Origin of the sequence: Virgibacillus sp. W0181, from assembly GCF_051846915.1 — a bacterium.
In the GTDB taxonomy this organism is placed as follows: Bacteria; Bacillota; Bacilli; order Bacillales; family Amphibacillaceae; genus JBPYCR01.
The window spans coordinates 1-26,638 of sequence record NZ_JBPYCR010000011.1; the positions used below are offsets into that span (position 1 = coordinate 1).

25 protein-coding genes, 1 rRNA gene and 2 riboswitches are annotated in these 26,638 nt (G+C 38.6%); of the genes, 12 read left to right on the forward strand and 14 right to left on the reverse strand.

Translation table 11 applies throughout. The features are described from left to right. Together ACLIBG_RS06625 and ACLIBG_RS06630 are read right to left on the reverse strand one after the other, a co-directional pair. Positions 1-351: ribosomal RNA gene (locus tag ACLIBG_RS06625) — 16S ribosomal RNA — on the reverse strand; the annotation flags it as partial. A gap of 344 nt (positions 352-695) precedes the next feature. Next, positions 696-1,007, reverse strand: a complete 312-nt coding sequence (locus ACLIBG_RS06630; protein ID WP_439311970.1) for a rhodanese-like domain-containing protein — start codon at positions 1,005-1,007, stop codon at positions 696-698. A gap of 101 nt (positions 1,008-1,108) precedes the next feature. On the opposite strand from ACLIBG_RS06630, the gene ACLIBG_RS06635 reads away from it, so the two are divergent. Beyond that, a complete protein-coding gene (locus ACLIBG_RS06635; protein WP_439311971.1) occupies positions 1,109-1,867 on the forward strand; it encodes a hypothetical protein in 759 nt (252 codons plus the stop codon). A gap of 67 nt (positions 1,868-1,934) precedes the next feature. On the opposite strand, the gene leuS is transcribed toward ACLIBG_RS06635, so the two are convergent. Beyond that, complete coding sequence (gene leuS, locus ACLIBG_RS06640; protein WP_439311972.1) at positions 1,935-4,346, reverse strand: leucine--tRNA ligase; 2,412 nt, start codon at positions 4,344-4,346, stop codon at positions 1,935-1,937. A 535-nt stretch (positions 4,347-4,881) separates the two neighbouring features. Between leuS and ACLIBG_RS06645 the strand changes: the two genes are divergently transcribed. Both ACLIBG_RS06645 and ACLIBG_RS06650 read left to right on the forward strand, forming a co-directional pair. Further along, entirely contained in the window at positions 4,882-5,448 is a 567-nt protein-coding gene (locus tag ACLIBG_RS06645) for a class I SAM-dependent methyltransferase (protein WP_439311973.1), read from the forward strand. Between the two features lie 40 nt (positions 5,449-5,488). Next, positions 5,489-6,016, forward strand: coding sequence for a gamma carbonic anhydrase (locus ACLIBG_RS06650; RefSeq protein ID WP_439311974.1), 528 nt, complete (start codon positions 5,489-5,491; stop codon positions 6,014-6,016). A 280-nt stretch (positions 6,017-6,296) separates the two neighbouring features. Here ACLIBG_RS06650 and metK read toward each other — a convergent pair whose 3' ends face one another. Continuing rightward, entirely contained in the window at positions 6,297-7,496 is a 1,200-nt protein-coding gene (gene metK, locus ACLIBG_RS06655) for a methionine adenosyltransferase (protein WP_439311975.1), read from the reverse strand. A gap of 127 nt (positions 7,497-7,623) precedes the next feature. Beyond that, positions 7,624-7,729, reverse strand: a riboswitch (SAM riboswitch). A gap of 208 nt (positions 7,730-7,937) precedes the next feature. Here metK and pckA point away from each other — a divergent pair. The 4 genes from pckA to ACLIBG_RS06675 all read left to right on the forward strand — a co-directional run bounded on the left by pckA (position 7,938) and on the right by ACLIBG_RS06675 (position 12,310). Next, entirely contained in the window at positions 7,938-9,527 is a 1,590-nt protein-coding gene (pckA, locus tag ACLIBG_RS06660) for a phosphoenolpyruvate carboxykinase (ATP) (RefSeq protein ID WP_439311976.1), read from the forward strand. A gap of 181 nt (positions 9,528-9,708) precedes the next feature. Further along, complete coding sequence (locus ACLIBG_RS06665) at positions 9,709-10,698, forward strand: ABC transporter substrate-binding protein (protein WP_439311977.1); 990 nt, start codon at positions 9,709-9,711, stop codon at positions 10,696-10,698. Between the two features lie 12 nt (positions 10,699-10,710). Next, positions 10,711-11,514, forward strand: a complete 804-nt coding sequence (locus ACLIBG_RS06670) for an ABC transporter ATP-binding protein (RefSeq protein WP_439311978.1) — start codon at positions 10,711-10,713, stop codon at positions 11,512-11,514. Beyond that, positions 11,504-12,310: an ABC transporter permease gene (locus ACLIBG_RS06675; RefSeq protein ID WP_439311979.1), complete on the forward strand. Its 807-nt coding sequence runs from the start codon at positions 11,504-11,506 to the stop codon at positions 12,308-12,310. Before ACLIBG_RS06670 ends, ACLIBG_RS06675 begins: the two co-directional genes overlap by 11 nt. A 46-nt stretch (positions 12,311-12,356) precedes the next feature. Here ACLIBG_RS06675 and ytkD read toward each other — a convergent pair whose 3' ends face one another. From ytkD to ACLIBG_RS06710, 7 genes are all read right to left on the reverse strand, one after another. Next, a complete protein-coding gene (gene ytkD, locus ACLIBG_RS06680) occupies positions 12,357-12,830 on the reverse strand; it encodes an RNA deprotection pyrophosphohydrolase (RefSeq protein ID WP_439311980.1) in 474 nt (157 codons plus the stop codon). A 116-nt stretch (positions 12,831-12,946) separates the two neighbouring features. Continuing rightward, the gene (locus ACLIBG_RS06685) at positions 12,947-13,267 is read right to left on the reverse strand and encodes a hydrolase (protein ID WP_439311981.1); all 321 of its coding nucleotides are present in this window, start codon (positions 13,265-13,267) and stop codon (positions 12,947-12,949) included. Positions 13,268-13,336: 69 nt separating this feature from the next. Then, entirely contained in the window at positions 13,337-14,785 is a 1,449-nt protein-coding gene (locus tag ACLIBG_RS06690) for an o-succinylbenzoate--CoA ligase (RefSeq protein WP_439311982.1), read from the reverse strand. 88 nt (positions 14,786-14,873) lie between these two features. Then, positions 14,874-15,692, reverse strand: coding sequence for a 1,4-dihydroxy-2-naphthoyl-CoA synthase (gene menB, locus ACLIBG_RS06695; protein ID WP_439311983.1), 819 nt, complete (start codon positions 15,690-15,692; stop codon positions 14,874-14,876). Positions 15,693-15,707: 15 nt separating this feature from the next. Next, a complete protein-coding gene (gene menH / locus ACLIBG_RS06700) occupies positions 15,708-16,523 on the reverse strand; it encodes a 2-succinyl-6-hydroxy-2,4-cyclohexadiene-1-carboxylate synthase (protein WP_439311984.1) in 816 nt (271 codons plus the stop codon). After that, complete coding sequence (gene menD / locus ACLIBG_RS06705) at positions 16,510-18,264, reverse strand: 2-succinyl-5-enolpyruvyl-6-hydroxy-3-cyclohexene-1-carboxylic-acid synthase (protein WP_439311985.1); 1,755 nt, start codon at positions 18,262-18,264, stop codon at positions 16,510-16,512. Before menD ends, menH begins: the two co-directional genes overlap by 14 nt. Continuing rightward, positions 18,264-19,655: an isochorismate synthase gene (locus ACLIBG_RS06710; protein WP_439311986.1), complete on the reverse strand. Its 1,392-nt coding sequence runs from the start codon at positions 19,653-19,655 to the stop codon at positions 18,264-18,266. The genes menD and ACLIBG_RS06710 overlap by 1 nt, the downstream gene beginning before the upstream one ends. Before the next feature lie 213 nt (positions 19,656-19,868). Between ACLIBG_RS06710 and ACLIBG_RS06715 the strand changes: the two genes are divergently transcribed. Together ACLIBG_RS06715 and ACLIBG_RS06720 are read left to right on the forward strand one after the other, a co-directional pair. Further along, positions 19,869-20,798 carry a 1,4-dihydroxy-2-naphthoate polyprenyltransferase gene (locus ACLIBG_RS06715; RefSeq protein WP_439311987.1) on the forward strand — a complete coding sequence of 310 codons (930 nt, stop codon included), beginning with the start codon at positions 19,869-19,871 and terminating at the stop codon, positions 20,796-20,798. Positions 20,799-20,811: 13 nt separating this feature from the next. Beyond that, the gene (locus ACLIBG_RS06720; protein ID WP_439311988.1) at positions 20,812-21,198 is read left to right on the forward strand and encodes a hotdog fold thioesterase; all 387 of its coding nucleotides are present in this window, start codon (positions 20,812-20,814) and stop codon (positions 21,196-21,198) included. Between the two features lie 92 nt (positions 21,199-21,290). On the opposite strand, the gene ACLIBG_RS06725 is transcribed toward ACLIBG_RS06720, so the two are convergent. Further along, complete coding sequence (locus ACLIBG_RS06725; protein WP_439311989.1) at positions 21,291-21,875, reverse strand: ECF transporter S component; 585 nt, start codon at positions 21,873-21,875, stop codon at positions 21,291-21,293. 166 nt (positions 21,876-22,041) lie between these two features. Continuing rightward, positions 22,042-22,189, reverse strand: a riboswitch (FMN riboswitch). Positions 22,190-22,254: 65 nt separating this feature from the next. After that, positions 22,255-23,313, reverse strand: a complete 1,059-nt coding sequence (locus ACLIBG_RS06730) for a M20/M25/M40 family metallo-hydrolase (protein ID WP_439311990.1) — start codon at positions 23,311-23,313, stop codon at positions 22,255-22,257. A gap of 148 nt (positions 23,314-23,461) precedes the next feature. On the opposite strand from ACLIBG_RS06730, the gene ACLIBG_RS06735 reads away from it, so the two are divergent. Together ACLIBG_RS06735 and yugI are read left to right on the forward strand one after the other, a co-directional pair. Further along, positions 23,462-24,019, forward strand: a complete 558-nt coding sequence (locus ACLIBG_RS06735; protein ID WP_439311991.1) for a thioredoxin family protein — start codon at positions 23,462-23,464, stop codon at positions 24,017-24,019. A gap of 137 nt (positions 24,020-24,156) precedes the next feature. Beyond that, positions 24,157-24,543 (forward strand): S1 domain-containing post-transcriptional regulator GSP13, encoded by a 387-nt coding sequence (yugI, locus tag ACLIBG_RS06740; protein ID WP_439311992.1) that lies wholly within the window; start codon positions 24,157-24,159, stop codon positions 24,541-24,543. A 146-nt stretch (positions 24,544-24,689) separates the two neighbouring features. Here yugI and ACLIBG_RS06745 read toward each other — a convergent pair whose 3' ends face one another. Beyond that, on the reverse strand, positions 24,690-24,935 hold the full coding sequence (locus ACLIBG_RS06745) for a DUF378 domain-containing protein (protein WP_439311993.1): 246 nt from the start codon (positions 24,933-24,935) through the stop codon (positions 24,690-24,692). 503 nt (positions 24,936-25,438) lie between these two features. Between ACLIBG_RS06745 and ACLIBG_RS06750 the strand changes: the two genes are divergently transcribed. Continuing rightward, positions 25,439-26,620: a MalY/PatB family protein gene (locus ACLIBG_RS06750; protein ID WP_439311994.1), complete on the forward strand. Its 1,182-nt coding sequence runs from the start codon at positions 25,439-25,441 to the stop codon at positions 26,618-26,620. Positions 26,621-26,638 lie beyond the last annotated feature (18 nt).

The following is a 26,638-nucleotide window of genomic DNA, read 5'->3' on the forward strand; positions in this document are numbered from 1 at the left end:
CGTGTCTCAGTCCCAGTGTGGCCGATCACCCTCTCAGGTCGGCTACGCATCGTTGCCTTGGTAGGCTGTTATCCTACCAACTAGCTAATGCGCCGCAGGCCCATCTGCAAGTGACAGCTAATGCCGCCTTTTACCGAGCAATCAGGAGATTACTCGGATCATCCGGTATTAGCTCGCGTTTCCGCGAGTTATCCCGGTCTTGCAGGCAGGTTGCCTACGTGTTACTCACCCATCCGCCGCTCGTTCCACAAGCTTCCTCCCGAAGGATTCCGCCTGCTTCCCGCGCTCGACTTGCATGTATTAGGCACGCCGCCAGCGTTCGTCCTGAGCCAAGATCAAACTCTCCATAAAAGTTTGTGCGATGATTAACACCGGTTAATCACCTTTATATCTTAGCTTGTTTCGTTTATAGTCAGCTTTCTTAATAGAAAGATCTGACTTGTAGAGGAAAAACACGGAGGTGTTTTTCCTCTGACATACGAGTTGTTTTGTTCAGTTTTCAAGGAGCAAATAGCAATCTACTATTTTTAGTAGGATAATTATTATATCATTGTATATTTCAAAAGTCAATTATAACTTTCAAACAAGATAAAAACTGTTTATTCACTAATGGGTGATCGCTTTTGAACAACAAACTCTACTATACAGCAACAGCAAATTCAAATCAATGGTAGTTTATCCCATTTATATCATAGTTAAGCAAACTCTAATCTTCCTTTCCACTCAAGCATTCCCCCACGCAGATTTATCGCGTCATAGCCATGTTCATTTAAATAAGAAGCTGCAAGCATACTTCTATGACCAGAGCGACAAACAATAACATAATGTTTCTGTTTATTTAATTGATCAAGAGAAAAAGGGATTTGTTGTAACGGTATATGATATGCGTGAGGAATCATCCCCTGATGTAATTCATCCTCTTCTCTTACATCGATAACTACCAACGCTTCTGAATTCTTTTTTAACGTCTGTTCAACTTCATAACTAGTGATTTCTTTAATATTCATATGCAACATCCTTACTAAATCGTCTTAAAGCCAGTCTGAATAGATGACTGGATTTTAGCAAAAGCTAACAACACTATATTTTTCAAGGGGGAGATTATTAAGTGACCTTTCTATTCATAATACTAAGTATGATACTATTACCCATTGATAATGGTGATTATACATTAACATCATCCGACAACTCCATTCAATCAAAAGTAATTGAAACCTATGAAGAAGATGTAACAGGGGATGGCATAAAAGAAACTATCGAACTTAAAGGAACCCTTCTATCAGAAAATAATCCATATTATCGTCAAATATGGATCGACGTCATTACCCCTCAAGCTAAAAAATGGAAAATATCCTTCGGCGGTGGCTATGAACCAACATTACAATTTGTTGATTTAAACCACGATGGTCACAACGATGTCTATTATCAAAGTGCTGCTGGTGGCAGCGGAGGATTGTACCATTATTATGCGTATACATTGAAAAATGAAAAGGTAAATAAAATCAATTTACCTAAAGATCAATTTATAAAAGGGGAATTTGCAACCAATTATAAAATAAATCTTCAGATTAATTCTGACCAACACCCTATTTCAATTGATGTAAAGGAAAGAGCTACAAATTATGAACGATTAAATATTTATGATGCAGATGGGAAACTCTTAAAAAATAAAAAAATTATGATCGACCCCATTGCTTTTTTTGAGCCTAAACGAATAAGTGACACCAAAGGCTTTGGACTAAAAGGCTACCGGCAAATAAGTGGTGCATACCATGCCGATCGAATCGGGACAGTTGAAACTCTCTGGTATTACGAAAATGACAAATGGATTATTTTAAAAAATGAATGGATCCCCTCCAATTCATAACTACATTGGATTATCCAAGTGCAAAAATTCCGCCCCATTATATATTGAGGCGGAATTTTTTATATTGTTAATTTGCTACAATATTAACGAGTTTTCCCGGTACTACAATAACTTTACGAATTGTTTTCCCTTGAAGCCAGTCTTGAATCTTTTCATCCTCCAACGCTTGTGCTTCAAGCGCTTCTTTGGAGATATCACGCGGGACATTAATTTTTGCTCGTACTTTCCCCATTATTTGTACTACTACCTCTACTTCATCTTCTACAAGGCTAGATTCATCATATACTGGCCATGCTTCATAAGTGATTGTATCTTCATGGCCTAGTCGATTCCACAATTCTTCACAAAGATGCGGGGCAATCGGGTATAACATTTTCACAAAACCCTCTATATGTGACTTTGAAACTTCATCCGCTTTATACCCTTCATTAACAAACACCATCATTTGTGAAATAGCCGTATTGAAATGCAAGTTTTCAAAGTCGTTTGTTACTTTTTTAACTGTAGCATGATATATCTTATTAAAGGTAGGTACATCATGCTCTACAATCTTATCGGATAGTGAGCCATCATCCTTGATGATTAAACGCCATGCACGATCCAGAAAGCGTCGAGCGCCATCTAGACCATTGGTGGACCAAGCGACATCAGCATCGAGTGGACCCATAAACATTTCGTATAAACGCAATGTATCCGCGCCATGAGAAGAAACAATATCATCCGGATTAACGACATTTCCTTTTGATTTACTCATTTTTTCATTATTTGACCCAAGAATCATTCCTTGATTAAATAGTTTTGTAAAAGGCTCTTTCGTTGGAACAACATCGATGTCGTATAAAAACTTATGCCAGAATCGAGCATATAATAAATGCAGCACGGCATGCTCTGCCCCACCGATATAAATGTCTACCGGAAGCCACTGTTTAAGTAACTCTGGGTCTGCTAACTGTTCTGAATTATGTGGATCAATATATCGTAAATAATACCAACAGCTGCCCGCCCATTGCGGCATCGTATTTGTTTCTCTGCGTCCTTTCATACCAGTTTTCGGGTCAACGACATTTACCCAATCACTATTCGCCAAAGGAGACTCTCCCGTGCCGGATGGCTTGATTTCTGTCAGCTCAGGAAGAACAAGTGGAAGTTCCTCTTCTGGTAGAACAGTCATCGACCCATCTTCCCAATGAATGACTGGAATTGGTTCTCCCCAGTAACGTTGTCTTGAGAAGAGCCAGTCACGAAGCCTGTACGTTACTTCTTTATTCCCTTTTTCATTTTCTTCAAGCCATTCTATCATTTTTGTTATCGCTTCATCTTTTTCCAATCCGTCCAGAAATTCCGAATTAACATGTTTTCCGTCGCCAATATAGGCTTCTGTGGAAATATCTCCGCCTTCCACTACTTCTACAATTGGCAAATCGAATTTAGTTGCAAACACATAGTCACGCTCATCATGGGCAGGAACCGCCATAATCGCACCTGTCCCATACCCCATCAATACGTAATCCGCAATCCAGATCGGAATTTCTTTCCCGTTAACCGGATTAATGGCATAAGCACCTGTAAATACACCTGTTTTCTCTTTTGTTAAATCCGTTCGTTCGATTTCAGTCTTTTTCTCCATTTCATCCAGATAATCCTGAACGACCGTTTTCTGTTCATCCGTGACAATCATATCAACAAATGGATGCTCCGGAGCAAGTACAGCATAAGTTGCTCCGAATAACGTATCTGGTCTCGTTGTAAATACAGTAAATTCTTTATCATGTTTGGCAATGGTGAAAGTAACTTCTGCACCTTCTGAACGGCCAATCCAGTTGCGCTGCATATCCTTAATGCTTTCCGGCCAATCGAGTTCTTCCAAATCTTCCAAAAGACGATCAGCATATGCTGTAATTTTCAATACCCATTGTCTCATAGGCTTTTTAACGACCGGATGGTTCCCGCGTTCACTTTTTCCGTCGATGACTTCTTCATTCGCTAACACTGTTCCAAGTGCAGGACACCAGTTAACATTTACTTCATCCATATAGGCGAGTCCTTTTTCATACAACTTTGTGAAAATCCACTGGGTCCATTTATAATAATTCGGATCGGTCGTATTTATTTCTCGGCCCCAATCATATGAAAAACCGAGCTCCTGAATTTGTCTTTTGAATGTTTCAATATTTTTCTCAGTAAATGCGGCAGGACTATTTCCAGTATCCAAAGCATACTGTTCAGCAGGCAAACCGAAAGCATCCCACCCCATTGGATGAAGCACTTCATATCCTTGCATTCGCTTCATCCGGGATATAATATCTGTCGCTGTATAACCTTCCGGATGGCCAACATGCAATCCGGATCCTGATGGATAAGGAAACATATCGAGTGCATACACTTTTTCTTTATCGGAATAAGCATCCGTCTTAAACGTATTATTATCGAGCCAGAATTGTTGCCATTTCTTTTCTATCTCATGGTGATCATAACCCAACCTATTTTCCTCCTTTATTCTTCACGTGTCCAATCATTATTTAGTATGTAAGTGAATTAATTGCGCATATGACTAAAAAAGTATAAAAAAAGCTACTCATCCCAGCAAAGGAACGAGAAGCTGCATCTCCCAGAGTACCACTAAACCTATCCAAATCGTAAACCACTACATTTAATATTCTTAATACAGATTTACGGCAAGCGACCATAACTTGCTATATTTTAGAGGTGTGTTGTAATATTCAGGAACAGCTCGTCCTGCCAACTGTATCTAACCTGAAAACATGCTAACATTGTAATTCTTTCGCTATTCGAATTGTAGTTAAAACAGCTACTTTTGTCAAGGTTGTCGCTATACATATTACAACATTATCCATCTCCTTATTACCCAGTTTATCCATATAAGAGCAATTTAAACAACTGAAAGAATGTATAGTTTCTCAAACACGACCCTTCCATGCTAAACTATATTAGTAAATTCCATAAATAACGTTACAAACTAGCAAAATCCAATACACCAAAAGTGAGGCTATACAATGTTAAAAGGGGTTATACAATATTCACATTATTTACTCGAAACAGCGATTAATAAAGGAGAAATTGCAATTGACGGCACGTGCGGAAATGGAAATGATACCCTCCAACTTGCAGAAATTGTTGGGAAAAAAGGCCATATCTACGGCTTTGATATTCAATCCCAGGCCATTCAAAATACACAAACTCTTATCAAGAAACATGGATGGGACAATGTAACATATATTCACGACAGCCACGCAAACGTAGTTGATTATTTGGTTGAAAATCATATTACATCTGTAGGCGGAGCAATTTTTAATCTTGGTTTTTTACCAAAAGGCGATAAATCGATTGTCACAAAAGGTGATTCCACAATCGCTGCCATTGATGGAATATTAGCCTATTTAAAAACAAATGGTATTATTGTGCTCGTCGTATATCATGGACATGAAGGTGGGAAACATGAAAAGGAATGTGTATTGAAACATGTCGTTTCACTTGATCAAAAACGTTATAATGTTTTGCAATATCGATTTATTAATCAAAAAAATAACCCGCCATTTATAATTGCAATTCAAAAAAAGTAAAGTAAAGTAAATTTTCATTTTATGACAGGAGGTCCAAACGATGATTCATGATTATAAAGGGAAATCACCTGTAATCGATCCTACCGTATTTGTTGCCAAAAATGCAGTCGTAATCGGTGATGTTACCATTGGTGAACATACGAGCATCTGGTTTAAAACAGTGATTCGAGGTGACGTGGCACCTACAACAATCGGAAAACGTGTCAACATTCAGGATCTTTCACTCATCCACCAAAGTCCGGATATGCCGGTCATTGTTGAAGACGATGTTACCATTGGCCACCAAGTAACATTACATGCTGCAACCATTCGAAAAAATGCCCTTATTGGTATGGGCAGTATGATTCTAGACGGGGCAGAAATAGGAGAAAATTCTTTTATTGGAGCTGGAAGCCTTATTCCGCCTGGGAAAATCATTCCACCAAACACGCTTGCTTTTGGACGTCCTGCCAAAGTAATCCGCGAACTGACACAAAAAGACATCGAGGAAATGGATCGTGTTCGAAAATCTTACCTCGATAAACGGGATTATTATAAAAACCATACAGAACTTGGACACGAACTTTAATTAAGAAAAGCGCTAGCGCCCTGGTAAGCCCCAGGCATAGCTTAAGCAAGAAATCGTAGTGACGAATTTGGCACGAAGAGTTATTGCTTAAGACCTCGAGGGGCTGGCCGCTAGAGCTAGACAGATATACGGAAAATTATATGTATTCTTATCTTCTAAGAAATACGCTAGCGCCCTGGTAAGCCCCGATGTACACTAAGCACTATACTTTGTTAATCCGTGAACATGGATTATAATAGCCCCCTGCTCAATAAGAGCAAGGGGCTGTTTTTGTATGTGCTCATTTAACTGTAATCGCAGTAAGTTCCTCTACTTTATCTGTCTTTTCCCATGGAAAAATTATATCCGTCCTACCAAAATGACCATAGGCAGCTGTTTTTTGAAAAATTGGACTTTGTAAATTCAACATCTTTATGATGCCTGCAGGTCTAAGATCGAACAATTTTCGAACCGCTTCGACAAGCATTTCTTCTTGAACAGTGCCTGTTTCGAATGTATTAACCGCAATAGATACTGGTTCTGCGACTCCTATAGCATATGCCAGTTGCACTTCACAAGCATCCGCAAGACCGGCTGCTACAATATTCTTTGCGACGTAACGAGCCGCATAAGCACCTGAACGATCAACCTTTGTTGCATCCTTTCCACTAAACGCTCCACCACCATGCCGTGCATAGCCACCGTACGTATCGACGATAATTTTACGGCCGGTTAATCCAGTATCCCCTTGAGGACCGCCAATCACAAATCGTCCAGTTGGATTAATAAAGTATTTCGTTGTCTCATCTAGTAATCTTGCCGGAACGATCGGTTCGACGACATGCTGTATAATATCTTTTTCAATTTGTTGAGATGTAATATCCTGATGATGTTGTGTGGAAACTACAATAGTATCTACGCGAACAGGCTCACCATGTTGATCATACTCAATGGTAACTTGCGTTTTACCATCCGGACGTATATAACTCAACGTTCCATCTTTTCTTACATCAGCTAACCGTTTTGCTAATTTATGCGCCAGAGAAATAGCAAGTGGCATCAGCTCCTCTGTTTCATTGCACGCATAACCGAACATTAAGCCTTGATCTCCAGCGCCTATTGCGGCAATTTCCGCTTCCGACATATGTCCTTCACGAGCTTCCAGTGCCCGATCAACCCCTCCAGCGATGTCTGGAGATTGTTCATCGATGGCCGTTAATACGGCACAAGTTTCTGCATCAAATCCATATTTAGCACGTGTATATCCAATATCTTTAATCGTCTGTCGAACGATTGCAGGAATATCTACATATGTATTCGTCGTAATTTCACCCGCAACTAAAACTAGACCGGTAGTAACCGTTGTTTCACAAGCGACCCGAGCAAACGGGTCTTTTGTTAATATTTCATCCAAAATAGCATCTGAAATTTGGTCACAAATTTTATCTGGATGTCCTTCTGTTACAGATTCAGATGTAAATAACCGTCGATTAACTGTCATCATTGAGTCCCTCCTCTAAAGAAAACTATATTTCGGTACTCTATTTTCATTCATTTTTAAATTATTTCTCACAAACACAAAAAAATTCCTCCCTACAATCATGAGGAAAGGAAAATATAGCCTTTCGCTCTTATTGTTCAAGGAAAATCCTTGCACCAGGTTAGCACCTTTTCACTGCCGTGATGGTTGCTGGGCTTCATCGGGTCTGTCCCTCCACCGACTCTGAATAAGAGTATCCGCTTCAAATTTATCCTAACGAATTAATGGTTGTATGTCAACTGCCGTAATTGCTTATAATATGCACAACTTCACAATTTTGTCATTAATGTTAACAAACATATATGTCAAGTAAAATTTTAAAACATTTAATGTGCACCATTTATATAATGTGTTATACTAATAATCAGATTTAAGAAACTGAACAAAGGAAGGTATCTTAATATGAATTCGATTAAACATACATCCGTATTAAATGAATTTAGCAGGAAAACTAACGTTTACGAAAATTTATCTGTCCCAACATTAATTGAAAATATTTTATCACATAATGAAGGGGAATTAACAGTTACCGGATCCATCCAGGCGACAACAGGGAAGTATACGGGACGTTCTCCAAAAGACAGATTTATCGTACGTGATGATGTTTCCGATGCTGATGTTGATTGGGGTGCTGTCAACCAAGCTATTGATGAAGAATCTTTTGATAAGCTACACAATAAAGTAATGCACCATCTTCAAGAAAAAAATGAAGTTTTTGTTTTTAAAGGCTTTGCCGGTGCGGATAAGAATTACCGCCTTCCGATACAAGTGATTAATGAGTATGCATGGCATAACTTGTTTGCACGACAAATGTTCATTCGACCTACAGAAGATGAGCTTGCCGAACATGAGGCAGGATTCACCGTTATTTCAGCTCCAACTTTTAAAGCAGATCCGACGATTGATGGGACAAAATCAGAGACCTTCATCATTATCTCCTTTAAAAGACGCACGGTATTAATCGGCGGAACGGAATATGCTGGTGAAATTAAAAAATCGATCTTTTCTGTCATGAATTATTTATTACCAATGCAAGATATTTTATCCATGCATTGTTCAGCTAACGTAGGACAGGAAGGCGATGTCGCCCTGTTTTTCGGCTTATCCGGAACAGGTAAAACAACACTTTCTGCTGATCCATACCGGAACTTGATAGGTGATGACGAACACGGTTGGGGACCTAACGGCGTCTTTAATATTGAAGGCGGTTGTTATGCCAAGTGTATTGACCTATCAGCTGAAAAGGAGCCACAGATATTTAATGCCATCCGATTTGGTTCAGTTCTGGAAAACGTTGTATTGGATGGAATATCGCGAATACCTGATTATTCCGATACTACGTTAACGGAAAACACACGAGCAGCATACCCATTGGAAAACATCGATAACATTATATCACCAAGTATCGCGGGGCATCCTAACACTATTTTATTTTTGACAGCTGATGCTTCGGGAACATTGCCTCCAATTAGCAAGCTGACGAAGGAACAGGCAATGTATCACTTTTTAAGTGGATATACGAGCAAACTGGCAGGCACGGAGCGTGGCATTACGGAACCACAAGCAACTTTTTCCGCATGTTTCGGATCACCATTTTTGCCATTGGCACCAGCAACGTATGCCGAAATGCTCGGTGAAAAAATAGATCAATTTGAATCAAATGTCTTTCTAGTTAATACAGGATGGACCGGCGGGTCATACGGAGCCGGCAAGCGTATGAAATTGGCCTACACACGAGCAATGGTTCACGCAGCACTCGAGGGTGAATTAAATACGGTCGAAACAACGAAAGATGAAATTTTCGGTTTAAATATTCCGCTGCATGTACCAGGTGTTCCAGACGAAGTTTTGGTCCCTAAAGAAGCTTGGGACGATAAAGAGGCATATGATAAGACAGCGAAAGCACTTGCAGAAAAGTTTCACGAAAACTTTACTAAATTCACAAAAGCAAGTGATGAGATAAAGCAAGCGGGTCCAACATATAAAGGGTAATCGCATTATCGTCTTAAAATCCGGATTCTCTATAGAGAGTCCGGATTTTTGTGTTTTTAGCGGTAAACGAATCATGCTAACCCTCAAGCATTTCTGTATTTATATAGGCATTCACACATTTCTCTAAAAAAGCATACGCTATTTTGACACGATATCAAGAGTTATGGAGGAGTTGTCTACTATGAAGAAATATGGCTTCATCGCCTTTATTGTTGGCAGTTTACTTATCTTCACTTCAGCATGCAGTAGTAGCAGTACTACAAATATTCAACTAGCTGAAGTTACCCGCTCTGTGTTTTATGCACCACAATATGTAGCATTAGAAAATGGATATTTTGAAGAAGAAGGGTTAAATGTAGAACTGAAAACAACCTGGGGCGGCGATAAAACAATGACTGCCTTATTATCGGACGGTGCGGATATTGCATTGGTAGGGTCAGAAACATCGATGTATGTTTATGGGCAGGACGCAACAGATTATGCAGTGAACTTTGCCCAACTAACCCAGACAGATGGAACATTTCTTGTTGCCAAAGAGCCAAAGCCTGATTTTTCCTGGGATGACTTAAACGGAAGCATCTTTTTAGGTCAACGTAAGGGCGGCATGCCGCAGATGGCAGGTGAATTTGTTTTAAAGAAACACGATATTGATCCGCATGCTGATTTGGAATTAATACAAAACATTGACTTTGCTAATATTCCTGGTGCGTTTTCTTCTGGAGATGCTGAGTATGTTCAATTGTTTGAACCAACTGCAAGTATTTTCGAAAAGGAAGGTAAAGGTCATATAATTGCCTCATTCGGTGAGGAGTCCGGTCATGTTCCTTACACGGTGTTTATGACAAAACAGAATTACTTGAAAGAAAATGAAGATGTAATTAAGAAATTTACAAAAGCCGTTTATAAAGCTCAGCAATGGGTGGAAGAAAATGAAGCAGAAGATATTGCTAAAGTCATACAAGGCTATTTTGAAGATACAGATGTAGATATGCTAGCAGCATCAGTCGAGCGTTACAAAAGTCAAGGTTCCTTTTCAACTGATCCAATCCTAGGGGAAGAGGAATGGAATAACTTACAGCAAATTATGGATGAAGCCGGTGAACTTCCCGAGAATGCACCATATGAAGAGCTTGTAAATACGAAGATAGCAGAGGAAATTATTTCCGAATAAGGAGGGGTCCTATTGTCATACCTAACTTTGGATAAGGTTTCCCACCATTACTTTTCAAAGAAGAACTTTACAAAAGCGTTAGATGAACTATCGTTTTCAGTTGACAAAGGAGAATTCGTAGCAATATTAGGCCCGAGCGGTTGTGGAAAATCCACTATTCTGTCCATTATCGCTGGGCTTATTGAACCGACGGAAGGTGATGTTTTACTGAATAAGCAAAAAATAAATGAATCCAAATTGGCTATTGGCTATATGCTACAGCAGGATTACCTGTTTCCATGGAAAACGATTGTAGATAATGTGTTGATTGGTCCTACAATCGGAAAAATGATGAATGAAGAATCGAAAAATGAAGCAATTAAACTACTAGAGGAAGTCGGTTTATCTGAAGTAATCAATGATTATCCGAGTTCATTATCCGGCGGAATGCGGCAGCGAGCTGCTTTAGTACGTACCTTAATGACAAACCCTGAAGTATTGTTACTGGATGAACCCTTTTCGGCTCTAGATTATTTAACAAAACTAAAGCTTGAAAATCTTGTTTCCAAGCTGCTGAAAACTTATAAAAAAACAGCGGTCCTTGTTACCCATGATATTGGAGAAGCCATTTCCATGAGTGATCGGATATTGCTCATGGATGCCAATCCGGGGACTATTTCTAATACATTTGAAGTTCCCTTAGAACTGCGAAATGAAAAACCATTTTACGTTCGAAGACATCCAAAATATCAAGTGCTTTTTGATAAAGTATGGGATGAGTTAAATAAATCAGACCCTGCTTCTGTAAAGGAGTTGTCTAATAACTATGAATCATAAGAGCGATAACGCTATTTTTACACGATTTCAAAAAAAATTAAAACGCGAGAGAAAAATCGTCTTCTTTTGGCAACTCATTATTTTTATTAGTTTCTTCAGCTTATGGGAGTTCGCTAGTCGTATGTATATTGTTGATCCTCTACTTTTTAGTTCACCAGTTAAAATCTTCCGTCTACTAGTCGATAAGTTTGCAGATGGTACGATATTTGCTCATCTGCAAGTTACCTTATTTGAAACGTTACTCGGATTTATTATCGGTACCGTAATGGGGATTATCATTGCATCTATTTTATGGTCCTCTTTACGCTTTTCTAAAATTATGGATCCTTATTTAGTCATTATGAATGCTATGCCAAAAGTTGCTTTAGGACCAATTATCATTGTTGCTATCGGTCCCAATTATTTATCAATAATTGCAATGGGAGCGATTGTATCCGTAATTATTACAACACTCGTTATCTACTCAGCGTTCAGGGAAGTGGATCCAAATTATGAAAAAGTATTAAAAAGCTTCGGGGCATCACGCTGGCAATGTTTTAAAGAAGCGATTTTCCCAGCCACACTTCCTACCATGATTTCAACATTAAAAGTGAACGTTGGTTTATCTTGGGTTGGTGTAATCGTCGGTGAATTCCTCGTTTCCAGTGATGGGCTCGGCTACTTGATTATATATGGCTTCCAAGTATTTGATTTCACGCTCGTTATGTCTAGCCTCATTTTAATTGCGATTTTTGCAGCGATTATGTATAAAGTGGTGGAAAAAATAGAGAAAATATTGATTAAACATTCAACATGAAACATGGGACAGAGGTTTTAGATATTACGGAACCTCTGTTTTTTGTTCATTCAAATCTTATTTTTTCCACTTTTTGCAAACAATACGACAGCACATCATCTTTCATCATAAAGCTAAATAAATGATGTTGTTTTATGTTAGCAGGTAATGCTTTCAATATTACAGGCCCATTCGTTTCATAATACGTTGGTTGTTTGATTAGCTCGGGAACTTCTGCATAATAAACATTTTTAATAATGTTTCCGCTTTTACCGGTCACATAATATTGCCCCACATAAGTTATCCGATCAACCACACCACCGGTTTCTTCTTTCACTTCACGAATCGCCGCATATTCTGCTGTTTCACCAGGTTCCACTTTACCACCCGGAAACTCCATACCGCGGTCTTTATGTTCTGTTAAAAGCCAGCTTGAATTGTGTTTACATATCGTCCAAACATGTTTCGGTTTTTTTGAAAAAGGATGATCATCAAAGGATAATTTCACTTCATTATTATAATAGTCTTTAAATATGTACATTTTTTCAACTGCCTTCGTCCAAATCGTTTTCCTTTACTATACCTTAAAAAGGTATATAGTAAACGATCATTGATAAAAAAATTCGGGATAAGCTCAAGGCCTATCCCTTTATTTTGCTACATGTGATGATCGCTTAGGATACCCGTACTGTTAATATACTCTTTCGCCTGTTCATCTCCAAGCTTATAAAGCATTTGAAACGTATTCGTAATTTCATCGTCATAAGTCTCATTCGCTTTATCATTATGATAGGGCTTAAAAGGTACATGAGACCGCCAGAACGAATTAAAATCAGCGTGATACATATTGTCAATCCTAGTTCGTAACTGACGAACTTCTTCTTCTGTTGCGTAAATCGTGAAATCATCGTTATTATGGTATCTACTTCGTGATATTTCTCCTGAAGCAATACTAACATAAAATTTTTCCTTCTTCATACTGCACCTCCTGCTTTTAATTTGTCTCATTTTTTAAGATGCATGTATGAAAAAAAAAACGATATGATTTTATTTGCAAGGTAACTGATTGAACAGTTCACTTCGAACAAGTTTATTGGACGCATTTCTCGGCAATTGTTCAATAAAATGAATTTCTTTTGGTAATTTATATTTGGCTAAATACTTTTTGGCAAATGTTATAACCTTTTCTGCGTTCACGGAAGGATCTGTAACAACGACAAAAGCAACAGGTACTTCTCCCCACATTGTATCTTTTTTACCGATTACACCAGCTTCCCTGATTTCGGGCATCCGTGTCAACGTTTGCTCTATTTCCGAAGGGTAAATGTTTTCACCACCCGAAATAATCAAGTCTTTCCTCCGGTCTACTACAAATAGATACCCCTCTTCGTCAAAGTAACCTAAATCTCCGGTTGCGAGCCACCCTTCACTATACACTTGTTTATTAATCGACTCCCGCTTGTAATAGCCATTAGAAACCATTGGCCCTTTCACAAATATTTCTCCTACCGAATCATCATCCGGATTGTTAATTTTTACTTCCGCTGACATAAGTGGCTTCCCCGAGGATCCGATTTTGTCCAAGGCATTCGCTGGGCTTAATGCAACGATTTGTGATGATGTTTCTGTCATTCCGTAAGATTGGAATACAGGCATGTTTCTATTTTTTGCACGCTCAAGTAAAGTTTTTGGAGCCGGACCTCCACCGAGCAGCATGACGCGTAGTGTTGGCGGATATTTATCCTCCCCCAATCGTTCCACTAATTTTTGCAGCATCACCGTTACAACAGATATCATTGTTACGTTTTTTTCCATAATTGCATGATGGACCGCAGCTTCATCAAATTTTTCCATTAATAAAACAGCCGTTCCATAAATGACACTGCGAATAAAGATGGACATTCCACCAATGTGAAACATCGGTAAAACAGCCAGCCATTTATCATGAGACACCACGCCGAGATTTAAGGACGAGTTGATAGCACTCCACCAATAATTCCCATATGTATGGATGACAGCTTTCGGTTTGCCAGTCGTACCGGAAGTGTACATCATTGTAAAAGGATGATTTAGGTTCATCTGCTGTTCCAGCTTAATAGGTGTTTCTTTGTAATGATTAACTTCCTTAAATACTAATGATTTTTCCAGTGACTTATCCACTTTTAAATCAGCTGTCGTGAGCAACAAAGTTAAGTCAGCATCCGTGATTTGACTCTGTAGTTCTTCCCTAGTTAATCGTGTGTTAAATAAAACGGCAACAGCATTCAAATAGCTTAGTGCATATATGGCGATGATCATATCTATACTATTTGTAGCTAATATTCCAACATGCGTGTTTTCTTTCACCTGTAGGCTGGCTAATTTTCTAGCGAATGACTGACTTTTTTTCATTAATGTTTCATAAGTCATCGTTTTCCCATTTTCTTGTTCAATTGCGGTTTTGGCGGGAGCGAGCATTGCTTGCTTCGTTAACCAATGTGGTACCGTTTGTTGCATTTGTAAACTCCTTTGGCTTGTTATTTCCATCATAATTCCGTAGTGTAAAAAACCTTTGCTGTTTGTTAGCAAAGGTCTTTTCTCAAATTTAAGGAAATCTCGGGAACTGATCAAAATCAGGTTTGCGCTTTTCCTTGAATGCATCCCGTCCTTCTTTTGCTTCTTCCGTTGTATAATACATAAGCGTTGCATCTCCACCCATTTGTTGAAGACCGGCCAAACCGTCTGTTGCTGCATTAAAAGATGCTTTTAACATGCGCAAAGCAGTCGGTGACTTTTCTAGTATTTCATTACACCATTGAATGGTTTCTTCCTCAAGCTTGTCCAAAGGTACAACCGTATTTACAAGACCCATTTCATAGGCCTCTTCAGCATTATACTGACGGCATAAATACCAGATTTCTCTTGCGCGTTTTTGACCGACCATTTCTGCAAGCAGTCCAGCACCATATCCAGCATCAAAGCTTCCAACTTTCGGACCGGTTTGCCCAAATAGCGCATTGTCCGCTGCAATCGTTAAGTCACATACAACATGGAGTACATGGCCGCCGCCAATCGCATAACCTGCTACCATCGCAATGACTGGCTTTGGAATGGTTCGAATAAGTCGTTGCAAATCCAATACGTTTAAACGCGGTACGTGATCGTCGCCAACATATCCTCCATGCCCTCTGACGGATTGATCGCCTCCAGAACAAAATGCCTTTTCTCCTGCTCCAGTTAAAATGATGACCCCAATGCTCGAATCATCACGAGCATTTGCAAATGCATCAATCATTTCATTCACCGTTAACGGTGTAAATGCGTTGCGTTTTTCCGGACGATTCATTGTGATTTTGGCAATTCCATCATATTTTTCGTATATAATTTCGTTATATTCTCTTACTTTTTCCCAAACTGCTGTCATATAAATTCCTCCTCGTTAATTTGCGTTAATAAATGATACTACCAGTTTACCAAAAATTTCAGGTTGTTCCACGTGAATTGCATGTCCGCTATGTTCTACCTCTGCATACTTAGCATTAGGCAGTGCTTGTTTCATCTTTAGATTAGTTTCTATAAATTTTTTATCTTCACTACCTGTAATCAACAACGTCGGTACGTGCAACGCGGATAATGTATCCCACCATGACGGCTGTACACCTGTCCCCATATACTGAAGCGATTGCGCCAGTCCTTTTTCCGTATGAGACAATCTTTCTTGCCGAATTGATCGCTTGATTGCGTGCGGCAATGTTTTTTGTGTTTGAAACAATGGAACGCTTTCCCAATAGTCAACAAACCATTTTAGTCCATTCTGTATTACTTTTTCCGCTAATTGATTATCATGTAAGCGTCTTTTTGTTCTATCAGTTTCATTTTCCAGTCCGGGTGAAGCACTTTCAAGTATTAGTGTGGACACTCGGTCTGGGTACAACATTGCAAAGTTTAATGCCGTTCTTCCTCCGAGTGAATATCCGATTACATGTACATCCTCTAGCTTTATGTACTCCAGAAATTCAACCAGATCCGCACTAAAACTCTCCATTGTGCGAGGGGACTTAACAACCGTTTTTCCATGGCCGGGAAGATCGATAGTTATAAACATGAATTGGTGTTTCCAATGATCAATAACTGTTTCCCAAGTCGAACCGCTTCCGGTAAACCCATGTAGCAACAATACCGGTTTACCGTGACCTTGGACTTCATAAGCATACGTTGCATCATCTACAGAAAAATATGAGCTATCTCGAGTCATAGGTTAATAAATCCCTTTCGATTTGATTCCACTTGTCCTGGTGCCACTCCGTATTTTCTGTACGATTTGTTTGGACTTCTATCACTGTTATACCTGATGAAGCGTAACTGTATGAAAGGTAATTTTTTAGTTCTTCTAGTGTATTTGCTAGGTAATATTTACCGCCATACATTTGAACAGCGGGCTGAAAATCAATATGAAGCGGCGTCCCAAACAATTTTTCAAAGTTGTTTTCATTTTTGGACTGTGGTAAAAAGGAAAAAATGCCACCACCATTATTATTTAACAGTAATATTGTCATATTTAATTCGTATTGCTTGGCTGTCAAAAGACCATTTAAATCATGATAAAATGACAAATCACCCAACAAAAGTGTAACAGGTTGATCTGTTGCAGCTGCCGTGCCAAGTCCACTAGATACAACTCCATCTATTCCGCTCGCACCCCGATTGGCAAGTAGTGTTAACGTTTTTTCAGTAGTCATAAAAAAGGTATCAACATCTCGAATGGCCATGCTATTTCCTACAAACAAACTACTGGAATTCGGTATTTCATCTAATAGACATTTGACTGCTGTTCCTTCCGTTAAATCTGTATTTCCTTCATCCATTAGAATGGTTTTCGACCGTTCATTTACTTGTTGCCATTTAACGAGCCAATCGCTATCCGATGCTTTCCTTTCTGGAAGTACAGTAAGTAAATCGTCGCATAAAGAATTTGGTTCACTATATATAAAATTCGTAGCATTCCCGACAGGATCCCGTGAGCCGGCATGTTCTTCCACAACGAATTGCCTTACATCCTGCATTTCTTTAACATAAAAAAGAAAACTTTTAGATATTGGCATGGCACCAAAACGAATAATAAAGTCTGGTTTTAATTGTTCACGGATCGTTGGATTGCGCAATATCGCGTCATATCCTTCAACAATCTGTTCTTTTTCATGTCTTCCCGCACGAAGCTGGGACAGCGGATCAGCCAGCACAGGTAAATGCCATGCAGCAGCCAATTTTGTTATAGAAGAAGCAAGTTGTTGATCCACTTGAGGGCCACAAACAATGAGCCCTTTCTCTTTCCCGTTCAGGAGTGCCGACAGTTCGGCAATATTTGTTTGATCCAATCTTCTTTTACCGCTTGCGACCGGATGAAAAGCACGCAACGAATTTTTTTCCTCTCCCCACATATTTTCCAAGTTAAAATCTGGGATGAGTGGTTCACGAAATGGAAAGTTCAGATGAACCGGACCTTTGTTTCCCGTTTGTGCTTCGTAAATAACGCGCGATGCTTTACTCCGTGCATAGGCCAACATTTGCGGAGAAGCTTCCGGAAGTGCCATGTCATGAAACCATTTCACGTAATTGCTATACATTCTAATTTGGTCAATCGTTTGAGAGGCTCCGATATCGCGCAATTCATGCGGTCTATCTGCTGTCAAAACGACTAATGGAATTCGACTGTAATACGCCTCAACAATGGCCGGGTAATAGTTGGCTGCTGCAGTTCCGGAAGTACAAAGTAATGCCACAGGTTCCATCGTTTGTTTAGCGATCCCCAAGGCAAAAAAAGCAGCCGATCGTTCATCAATGATTACCCAGTCCTTTATACGCTCATGCGCAGCAAGCATCATCGCGAGCGGTGTGGAACGGGATCCTGGAGAGATGACAACATCACGAAGGCCACTTGTAGAAAGCTCATCTACAAAATTCCCGGTATATCTTGTTAACTTTTCCGTATAATTCATCAGGCATCCTCCAAAACAGATAGCATCGGAAGTAGCTTCACATTTGTTTCCTCAAATTCCAATTCCGGATCAGAATCCTTCATTACGCCACATCCTGCAAAAAGTGAAACTTCATCTCCTTGAATTAAACCAGAGCGAATCGCAACGGCAAATTCTCCGTTCTCATTACTGTCCAGCCAACCGACAGGGGCGCCATACCAACCTCTATCCATTTGTTCATGTTCTCGTATGAAAGCAAGTGAAGCATCCCGAGGAACACCACCTAGAGCCGGTGTCGGATGCAATTTTTCTATAATATCAAAAATACTGGCGTCTTCTTTTAATTTCGCTTGAACAGGCGTATATAAATGGTGTAAATTTTTCAAATGATATACAACGGGTTGTGCTGGGATATCGATATCAGTACAGTAGGATTTCATGCTTTTTTTAATCATTTGTACGACGTATTCATGCTCTTCCCGGTTTTTTTCATCGTGGAAAAGCTCTTCACTTATTTGTTTATCCTCTTCGGCAGTGTTTCCTCTCGGAGCAGTTCCTGCCAGACATGTGGATAATAAATCTTTTCCTTGTATTTTCACAAGCCTTTCCGGCGTTGCACCAATAAAGCAATCCTCGTCTTGTTCAAATGCAAAAATATAACTGTTTTTTTGTTTTTCAATTAATTTTTTTAATATAACACTTACTTCTGCTTGTTTATCCAATTTTACACGCATTTCACGGGCAAGAACAATTTTTTTTGCGCGGTTATTTTTTATTTCATTAATTGCTTTTTGCACACTATCAAGCCACTTGCTGATGCCTATTTCATGTTTGGATTCAATTACAGCGGCAGTAGGAAATTTAGTCACCTCATCAATATGGATTAGTTCGTGTATTTGACCCCACTTATTAATGAAATCATCGAAGTAATCGTTTTTCGTTACAACAGTAATCATCGTTAAATAATAATTGTTTTTACTTTTAAGTAATATAAATTCAGGTACGGTAAATTGACTTGATTGGAAGTTTTTCCATAAGCTTTTCTGTTCACATTGCGGATCAAAGGACATTCCGCCCAGTGCAACAACTCCCGTTCCTTCTTCTCTATATGGATCATGGATAATCGCTTCATCAAGCAGCTCTTGCCACTCTTTTTTCGTCACTGCAAACCGAGATTCATCGGCTACAATCTCCAATGCATTTCCAATACCAACAAGAAAAAAATCGTCTGCAGTGCTTGTCCAGAATGTGCGATTTTTATTAAGTCTTTTAGCTGCTTCAAAAAAATGTAATGGATCCGTCGCCTCAATGCGTTTTGTATAACTGGCTATTTTTGTTTGTTTATCTTTGTCAGCTTGTTGAATGGCACGATTAAACAACGTTTCCATCGATTTTTCTTCTACTTCTATCATTTCCTAAACCTCCGATATGCTACTTGAGGACTCCTTCTCCATTTTATGCTCTTTTTCTTCGTTTCTCAAGGAAAGGACTATTAATTTCATGTTTGTATTTCTTATATTGCATTTTCATACGTATATAATGACGATTTTGCCATGAAATTGACACCGCACCCCTAATTCTCTAAAATGAATCTGATATGCACAATTCCAAGGAGAGAAACAGATATGCAAAGTAAAACAGATATAAAAAAAGCTTTAAACGAACGAGATGGTTTCCAAATATGGTGGCGACTATTAAGGCCACATACATTAACCGCCTCTTTTATTCCAGTATTTATTGGCACAATGGCAGCACTACTGGAAGGCTCCTTTCAAGTCTATTTATTTATTGCCATGTTAGTTGCCTCCATACTAATTCAGGCTGCGACAAATATGTTTAACGAGTACTATGACTTTAAGCGAGGATTAGACAATGAGAAATCTGTAGGCATCGGTGGTACGATTGTCCGCGATGGTATTTCACCAAAGACCGTTTACAATTTAGCAATTACATTTTTTGGAATAGCACTTTTTCTTGGTATTTATATATGCATGGAATCCAGCTGGTGGATTGCAGTTATTGGATTGGCTTGTATGCTTTTTGGTTATCTTTATACAGGCGGTCCCATTCCAATCGCTTACACCCCTTTTGGAGAGTTGTGTGCGGGTTTGATTATGGGAACTGTTATTATTGCAATTAGTTATTACATTCAAACGTCTGCACTTTCTGTCGATGTTATTCTTATCTCGGTGCCTGTTGCACTCTTTATAGGAGCCATCCTTCTTTCAAATAACATTCGTGATTTGGATGGTGACAAATTAAACGGAAGAAAAACAATTGCCATTTTATTAGGCAGAAAAAACGCCATTCGCCTGTTAGCATCATTTTTTATATTTTCCTATATTTTAACGATTATTTATATCGTCATGAATATCCTTCCTGTTTGGTCGTTGCTAACACTGTTAAGTGCGAAAAAGGCAGTAGATGTCATTAATGGATTCTCTGGTAAAAGTAACCCAATAGAAATGATGCCCGCCATGATTGCGACAGGAAAAACGAATTCAATCTATGGTTTTTTGCTTGGTTTTTCATTATTACTAAGTGAATATTTCTAAAAGGAGCAATAGAATGGAGAAAATAAACAACACATTGATGAAAGCTCTAGGAATAGAAGTTGTTGCGCTCGATCGCGATTTGGTGGAAATGACAATGCCTGTGGACGATCGAACTCATCAGCCGGCAGGTTATTTGCACGGTGGAGCAAGTGTATTACTCGCAGAAACTGCTGCTAGTGTAGGTGCCTATATAAATGTTGACCCGGAACTGTTTAACGTTTTCGGTATGGAGATTAATGCGAATCATATTAAAAGCAAAAAAACAGGGCTTGTTACTGCCCAAGCTACGCCACTTCATATTGGTAGAACGACAATGGTCTGGAATATTTCAATTAAAGACGAAAAGGACGAATTAGTCTGCTCCTCACGATGTACCATTGGAGTTGTTCCAAAGAAATAATATGACAAATAAAAACTCGAAAAGCGGAGCATGTCCGGCTTTTCGAGTTTTTTTAAAAAGTATAAAACTTTGCACATAGCTGTCTAACTTAATTACCCAAATTTCATTTGTTTTTGTTCAATCCAGCTTCTCATTCGAATAAACAGTGGAACAAAGAGTATCCCAACAATAATACCTTTAATTAAGTTAAATGGCAGCACACCGGCCATAACCGAAACCCATTTTATCTGCTCATTCATTTCCATCCCAATAAGCCATGAATACGCCGGTAAAATAATAATATAATTTAAAACGCTCATTCCGACAGCCATAATGACCGTGCCGGAAACAAGACCAGAAATGACACTTTTTACACCTTTATATTTATGATAGAGTACAGCAATAGGAACAGTAAACATGACACCGGCCAAAAAATTTGCTGTAACTCCGATCGGGTCACTTGCGCCTCCGATCACCAAATATAAAATGTTTTTTATTGCTACAACGAGCACACCGGCAAAAGGCGAAAATATAAATGCTGCCATTATTGCAGGTACATCACTAAAATCAATTTTTAAATAAGGTGGTAGAAACGGTAGCGGGAAATTCAAAAAGAACAACCCGAGCGAAATAGTCCCCAGTAGGGAAATAATAATAAGCTTTAACAATTTTGATGATCGCATTGTTGAATGCATCATCGATCTCCTCCTTCATCCTATATCGATCCATATCTATTGATGAAGGATAAGCCGTATTTGAAAATCATTTTTTTCTAATGAAAACTAAAAACCCTAAAACCATTTGGCTTTAGGGCATAATTATACATAGGAAAATGGAATGTGTTTACATCCATATCAAAAACGGCTTCATCTTCTCCCATCCAGACTGTAACTGTCGGCCCCAGACTTACACTGGGTCAACCGCTAGGCAATATGCCGTCGCGGGTCACGGGCTTGGAATGATTACACTCCTTACCGTCGGTCGGGAATTTCACCCTGCCCCGAAAATGGAATCGATATTTAATTACTTATTATTATACAGGTTTTAAAAAATTATGCAACATATCACCGTAAAAAATTAATCTTCCAGTGGATTTAAGCTTTCCTCTCCAGTTAAAGAGGCAATCATTGTGACGAGTAATTCAATGACTTCTTCCATATCTTTAAAACTTGCTGTTTCAACTGGTGAGTGCATATAACGCAAAGGTAATGAAACGAGAGCTACTGGAACCCCTTTACCTGTCACACGCATTTTATCCGCATCTGTACCTGTCGCACGAGGCGTTAACTCGTATTGAACTTTTATTTTTTTCTCACGGGCGGCACTTTCCAGCAACTTATTTATTTTAATATTAATTGGAGCACCCTTTGCAATAACGGGGCCTTTTTCCAGACGTATGTCGCCATGTTTATTTTTATTCACACCAGGATAATCTGTAGCAAACGTAACGTCACAAGCAATCGCCATCGACGGTTCTATTGCTGCAGCAGCAAAATAAGCTCCGCCCATATTCGTTTCCTCATTCACCGTACTTGCCGCATACACCCCTACATGACAATCTTTTTTCGAAAGACGTTTTACGATTTCTGCAACAATAAATGCACCCGTACGGTTGTCCAATCCTCTACCGGAAATATAACGGTCCATTAATTGTTCCGGGTCTGTTTTATATACAGCCAAATCACCTATTTGTACTTGCTTTTCGGCTTCCTCTTTAGATTTAAACCCACAATCGATAAATAAATCGTCCAAGCCGAAGTCATTTTTTAATCCACCGTGATGTTGGGCATTTACTCCAATTACACCGACGGGTTTTCCACTATAACCAAGCACAGTCACCTTCATCCCGACAGCCGCTTTCGGATTAATCCCTCCCATTTTATCAAAATGAAGAAATCCTTCTTCATCAATTCGATTAATAACGAGCGCAATTTCATCGCAATGTCCTGCCAGTAAAACTTTAAAAGGATTATCCGGGTTCAATACTGCAATGGCATTACCTGCATGATCAGTTCTTATTTCATCTGCATATGGTTGTATATTTTTAATCCACTTTTTTTGAATTTCGATTTCATTGCTTGACGGTGATGGTGTTTTCAATAGTTCATACAAAAACGGTTTGTTTAATTGGATCAAATTTATTTCCTCCCACATTCATTCTTTTTCTTATCATAGCATTATAGCGTTAAATCATAAACAGAGCACTTCTATTTACGATTAATTATTCGTCAGATAAACTGTTATTAAGTTATCGCACATTCATTTTAAATAAGGAGGCGTTTGCATGCATTTAAATGATTGGTTTGAAAAAGGCGCTGCACCCGACACGTATATGGATTCGTTGGAAAAGCATAAAGAAGGGTTTTTCCATATTTATAATCATTTCAAGCTCCCAAACGATGATAAGGAATTTTTGCAGAATCTACAAGAAAACAATCTGCGTGTTATTGTATTGGCAGAACCTTGGTGCGGTCATTGTATGCTTAATATCCCAGTCCTGCTTCGGCTTTCCGAGAAGGCCGAAATGCCAGTAAGTTTTTTAGCACGTGATAAATATCCTGAATTAATGGATCACTATTTAACAAATGATAAACGTATTATTCCTATTTTTGTGTTCATTAATGAACATGGAAAAGAAATTGCAAAATGGGGGCCGCTTGCACCAAAGACAAAACAATTTACAGACGAATTAAAAAAAGAACTACCGCCGAAAGATGACACTAATTATCAGGACAAATTCCAGGAGGTTATCACGCATTTATCAAAAACGTTTATAGAAGATGAAGCGTTTTGGACTGCTTCCTATGAAGATATTAAAAAGGAATTGCAACAAACCCTTTAAATACCGGGATTTAACATACATATAATGTTAAAGCCTGTATTTGCTGAATTAACAGTTTTTTGATTGACTTCGTTATCTATGCTACTATAAATGAATCTGTTTAAATTGCTTAAACTAAATATAGGAGCTGTTCAACAATGATAAACAACCTTGAAGTAGGTCAAGTGACAACTGGAAAAGTAACTGGAATTCAGTCTTACGGTGCTTTTGTTGCCATCAGCGATGAAATACAAGGACTCGTTCATATTTCCGAGATTACACATGGTTTTGTAAAAGATATTAACGATCATTTAAGCGTTGGTGATGAAGTAGACGTAAAAATTGTAAAAATTGATGAAGCGAATAATAAATTATCGCTTTCCATTCGTGCAACAGAAGAACAACCGGATAAACAACCTAAATCAAAGAAAGCGCCAATGAAACAGGAACAACCACAGGAAGATACAGGTTTTAATACGTTGAAAAATAAATTGGAAGAATGGATTGAACAATCCACCGAACGTGAAAATATATACAAAAATTAACCCTAATTCCATGGTTAACGAAACGAAAGCTTTCTCCGTTAAGTGCGGAGAAAGCTTTTTTGATTTTTTCTTTTGACGAATGATTTGATGTTTGCTCAAGTGAAGTCACTCATCCGATTAACGTGTGCATTTTTCAGGAACCTAAATTAAATATCTGTTCTTGGTTCTTGTTCCTTATTGCTGATAAAATCCCGATCCGGTCTAAATAGTAAGGATAAACTAATTAAACCGCTAATTCCGACCAATGTATAAATAACCCGCGCAAAACCTGCTGCCTGGCTACCCTGGCCAAAGATTGCCGCAACTAAATCGTATTGAAATAAACCAATCAAGCCCCAATTTATTGCACCTATAATCATAATTGCCAACGCAGCTCGTTGCAATCCACTCATTCTATCCAACCTCCTTTTTCATTAGTCTACCTATACAAACGTCAACAAATCCAAAATCAGAATTTAGGATTTGAACATCTGCATAATTCACCGGCAAAAACTATATTCACCAGTGTATAATATTCTTTACAAAGAAAAAGGAATTATACGAGTCGTATTTAAATCTGATTCAAACAGATTGAGCAAAGGATTATCTCTTAGAAAATTAATTCAATAGTCACTGAATAAATAATCATACTGCGGAAATATATATTGGTGTTTCAGTTATACAAAATCAAATAAAAAAGTGATAATTGATGTTTAATATTTAATTACGAGGGTATACTAAATATCGTAAGACTTTCTCGTATTCCCCCTGTAAGCAAAGCGATTAATCGCTTTGCTCTTTTTTTATGTTTATTTGCTATGACCCTCTCACACTTTTAATAGACAAACTGCCATCCATGTACATTTGTTGTATATTCGTTATAATATTCATATAAGGACTATAAAAGGAGAATTCAATGAATTTATTTCATGATGTATACAATCGAAAAATGACAAAATCATTTAAATGGGATGCGATTGATACCATTTTCAAATCGAATGATGTGCTGCCTATGTGGGTTGCCGACATGGATTTCAAAGCACCGGAGGCAGTAAATGAAGCGATCAAACAACGCGCAGAACATGGCATATATGGATATACCATAATTGATCAACCTGTGAAGGACTCCATTATTGACTGGATTTCTAATAACCATAATTGGCCCATTAATGATGAATGGCTTTCTTTTAGTCCAGGCGTCATTACCAGTTTACATGTCGCCATTCAAAATTTCACGGAACCAGGTGATAAAGTCCTGCTTCAAACACCCGTTTATACGCCTTTTTTTCAAATTATTAAAGGCGGTAATCGTCAAGTTGTAGAAAGCCCACTCACCTTAGAAGAAAACTACTATCGGATTGACTTTGCAGACTTTGAAAATAAATTAAAACAAGGAGTAAAAGCGTTTATCCTATGTTCGCCTCATAACCCTGTCGGTCGGGTCTGGACTAAAGATGAATTAAACGAAATGGCAAGGCTATGCTTGAAATATGACGTCCTTATTTTAGCGGATGAAATCCATGCCGATTTAATTTATCCGGAGTATAATCATATTCCAATTGCGTCTTTGAGCGAGAAAATTGCTGACAATACGATTACTTGCATGTCGCCGACAAAAACGTTTAACTTAGCGGGATTGAAAGCATCCTACATTATTACAAGTAATGAACAGAAACGAGCAATCATTAATGAAGCACTGGCTCGACAAGGGTACAGCATGCTAAACACGATTGGTGTTGTAGCAATGGAAGCAGCGTATAAACAAGGTCTACCATGGCTCGAAAAGTTAATGAAACTGTTGGCGACACATAAAAATTTTGTAACCGAACAGCTGGAAGCAAACACAACGTTAAAAGTAATTCGTTCTGAAGGAACTTACCTGCTATGGATTGATTGCAGTTCGTTAGGTATGAATAATGAGGAGTTACAAAAATTTATGATTGAAAAAGCCAAGGTAGGTCTAAACCCTGGGATTGCTTACGGGGAAAACGGCGCATCCTTTATGCGAATTAACATCGCTTGTCCGCGTAAAACACTAGAAGATGGAGTTAACCGAATTATTCATGCAGTCGAACAGATTGAACCAAGAAAATCTTAGTGTACTTATCCGTAAGAA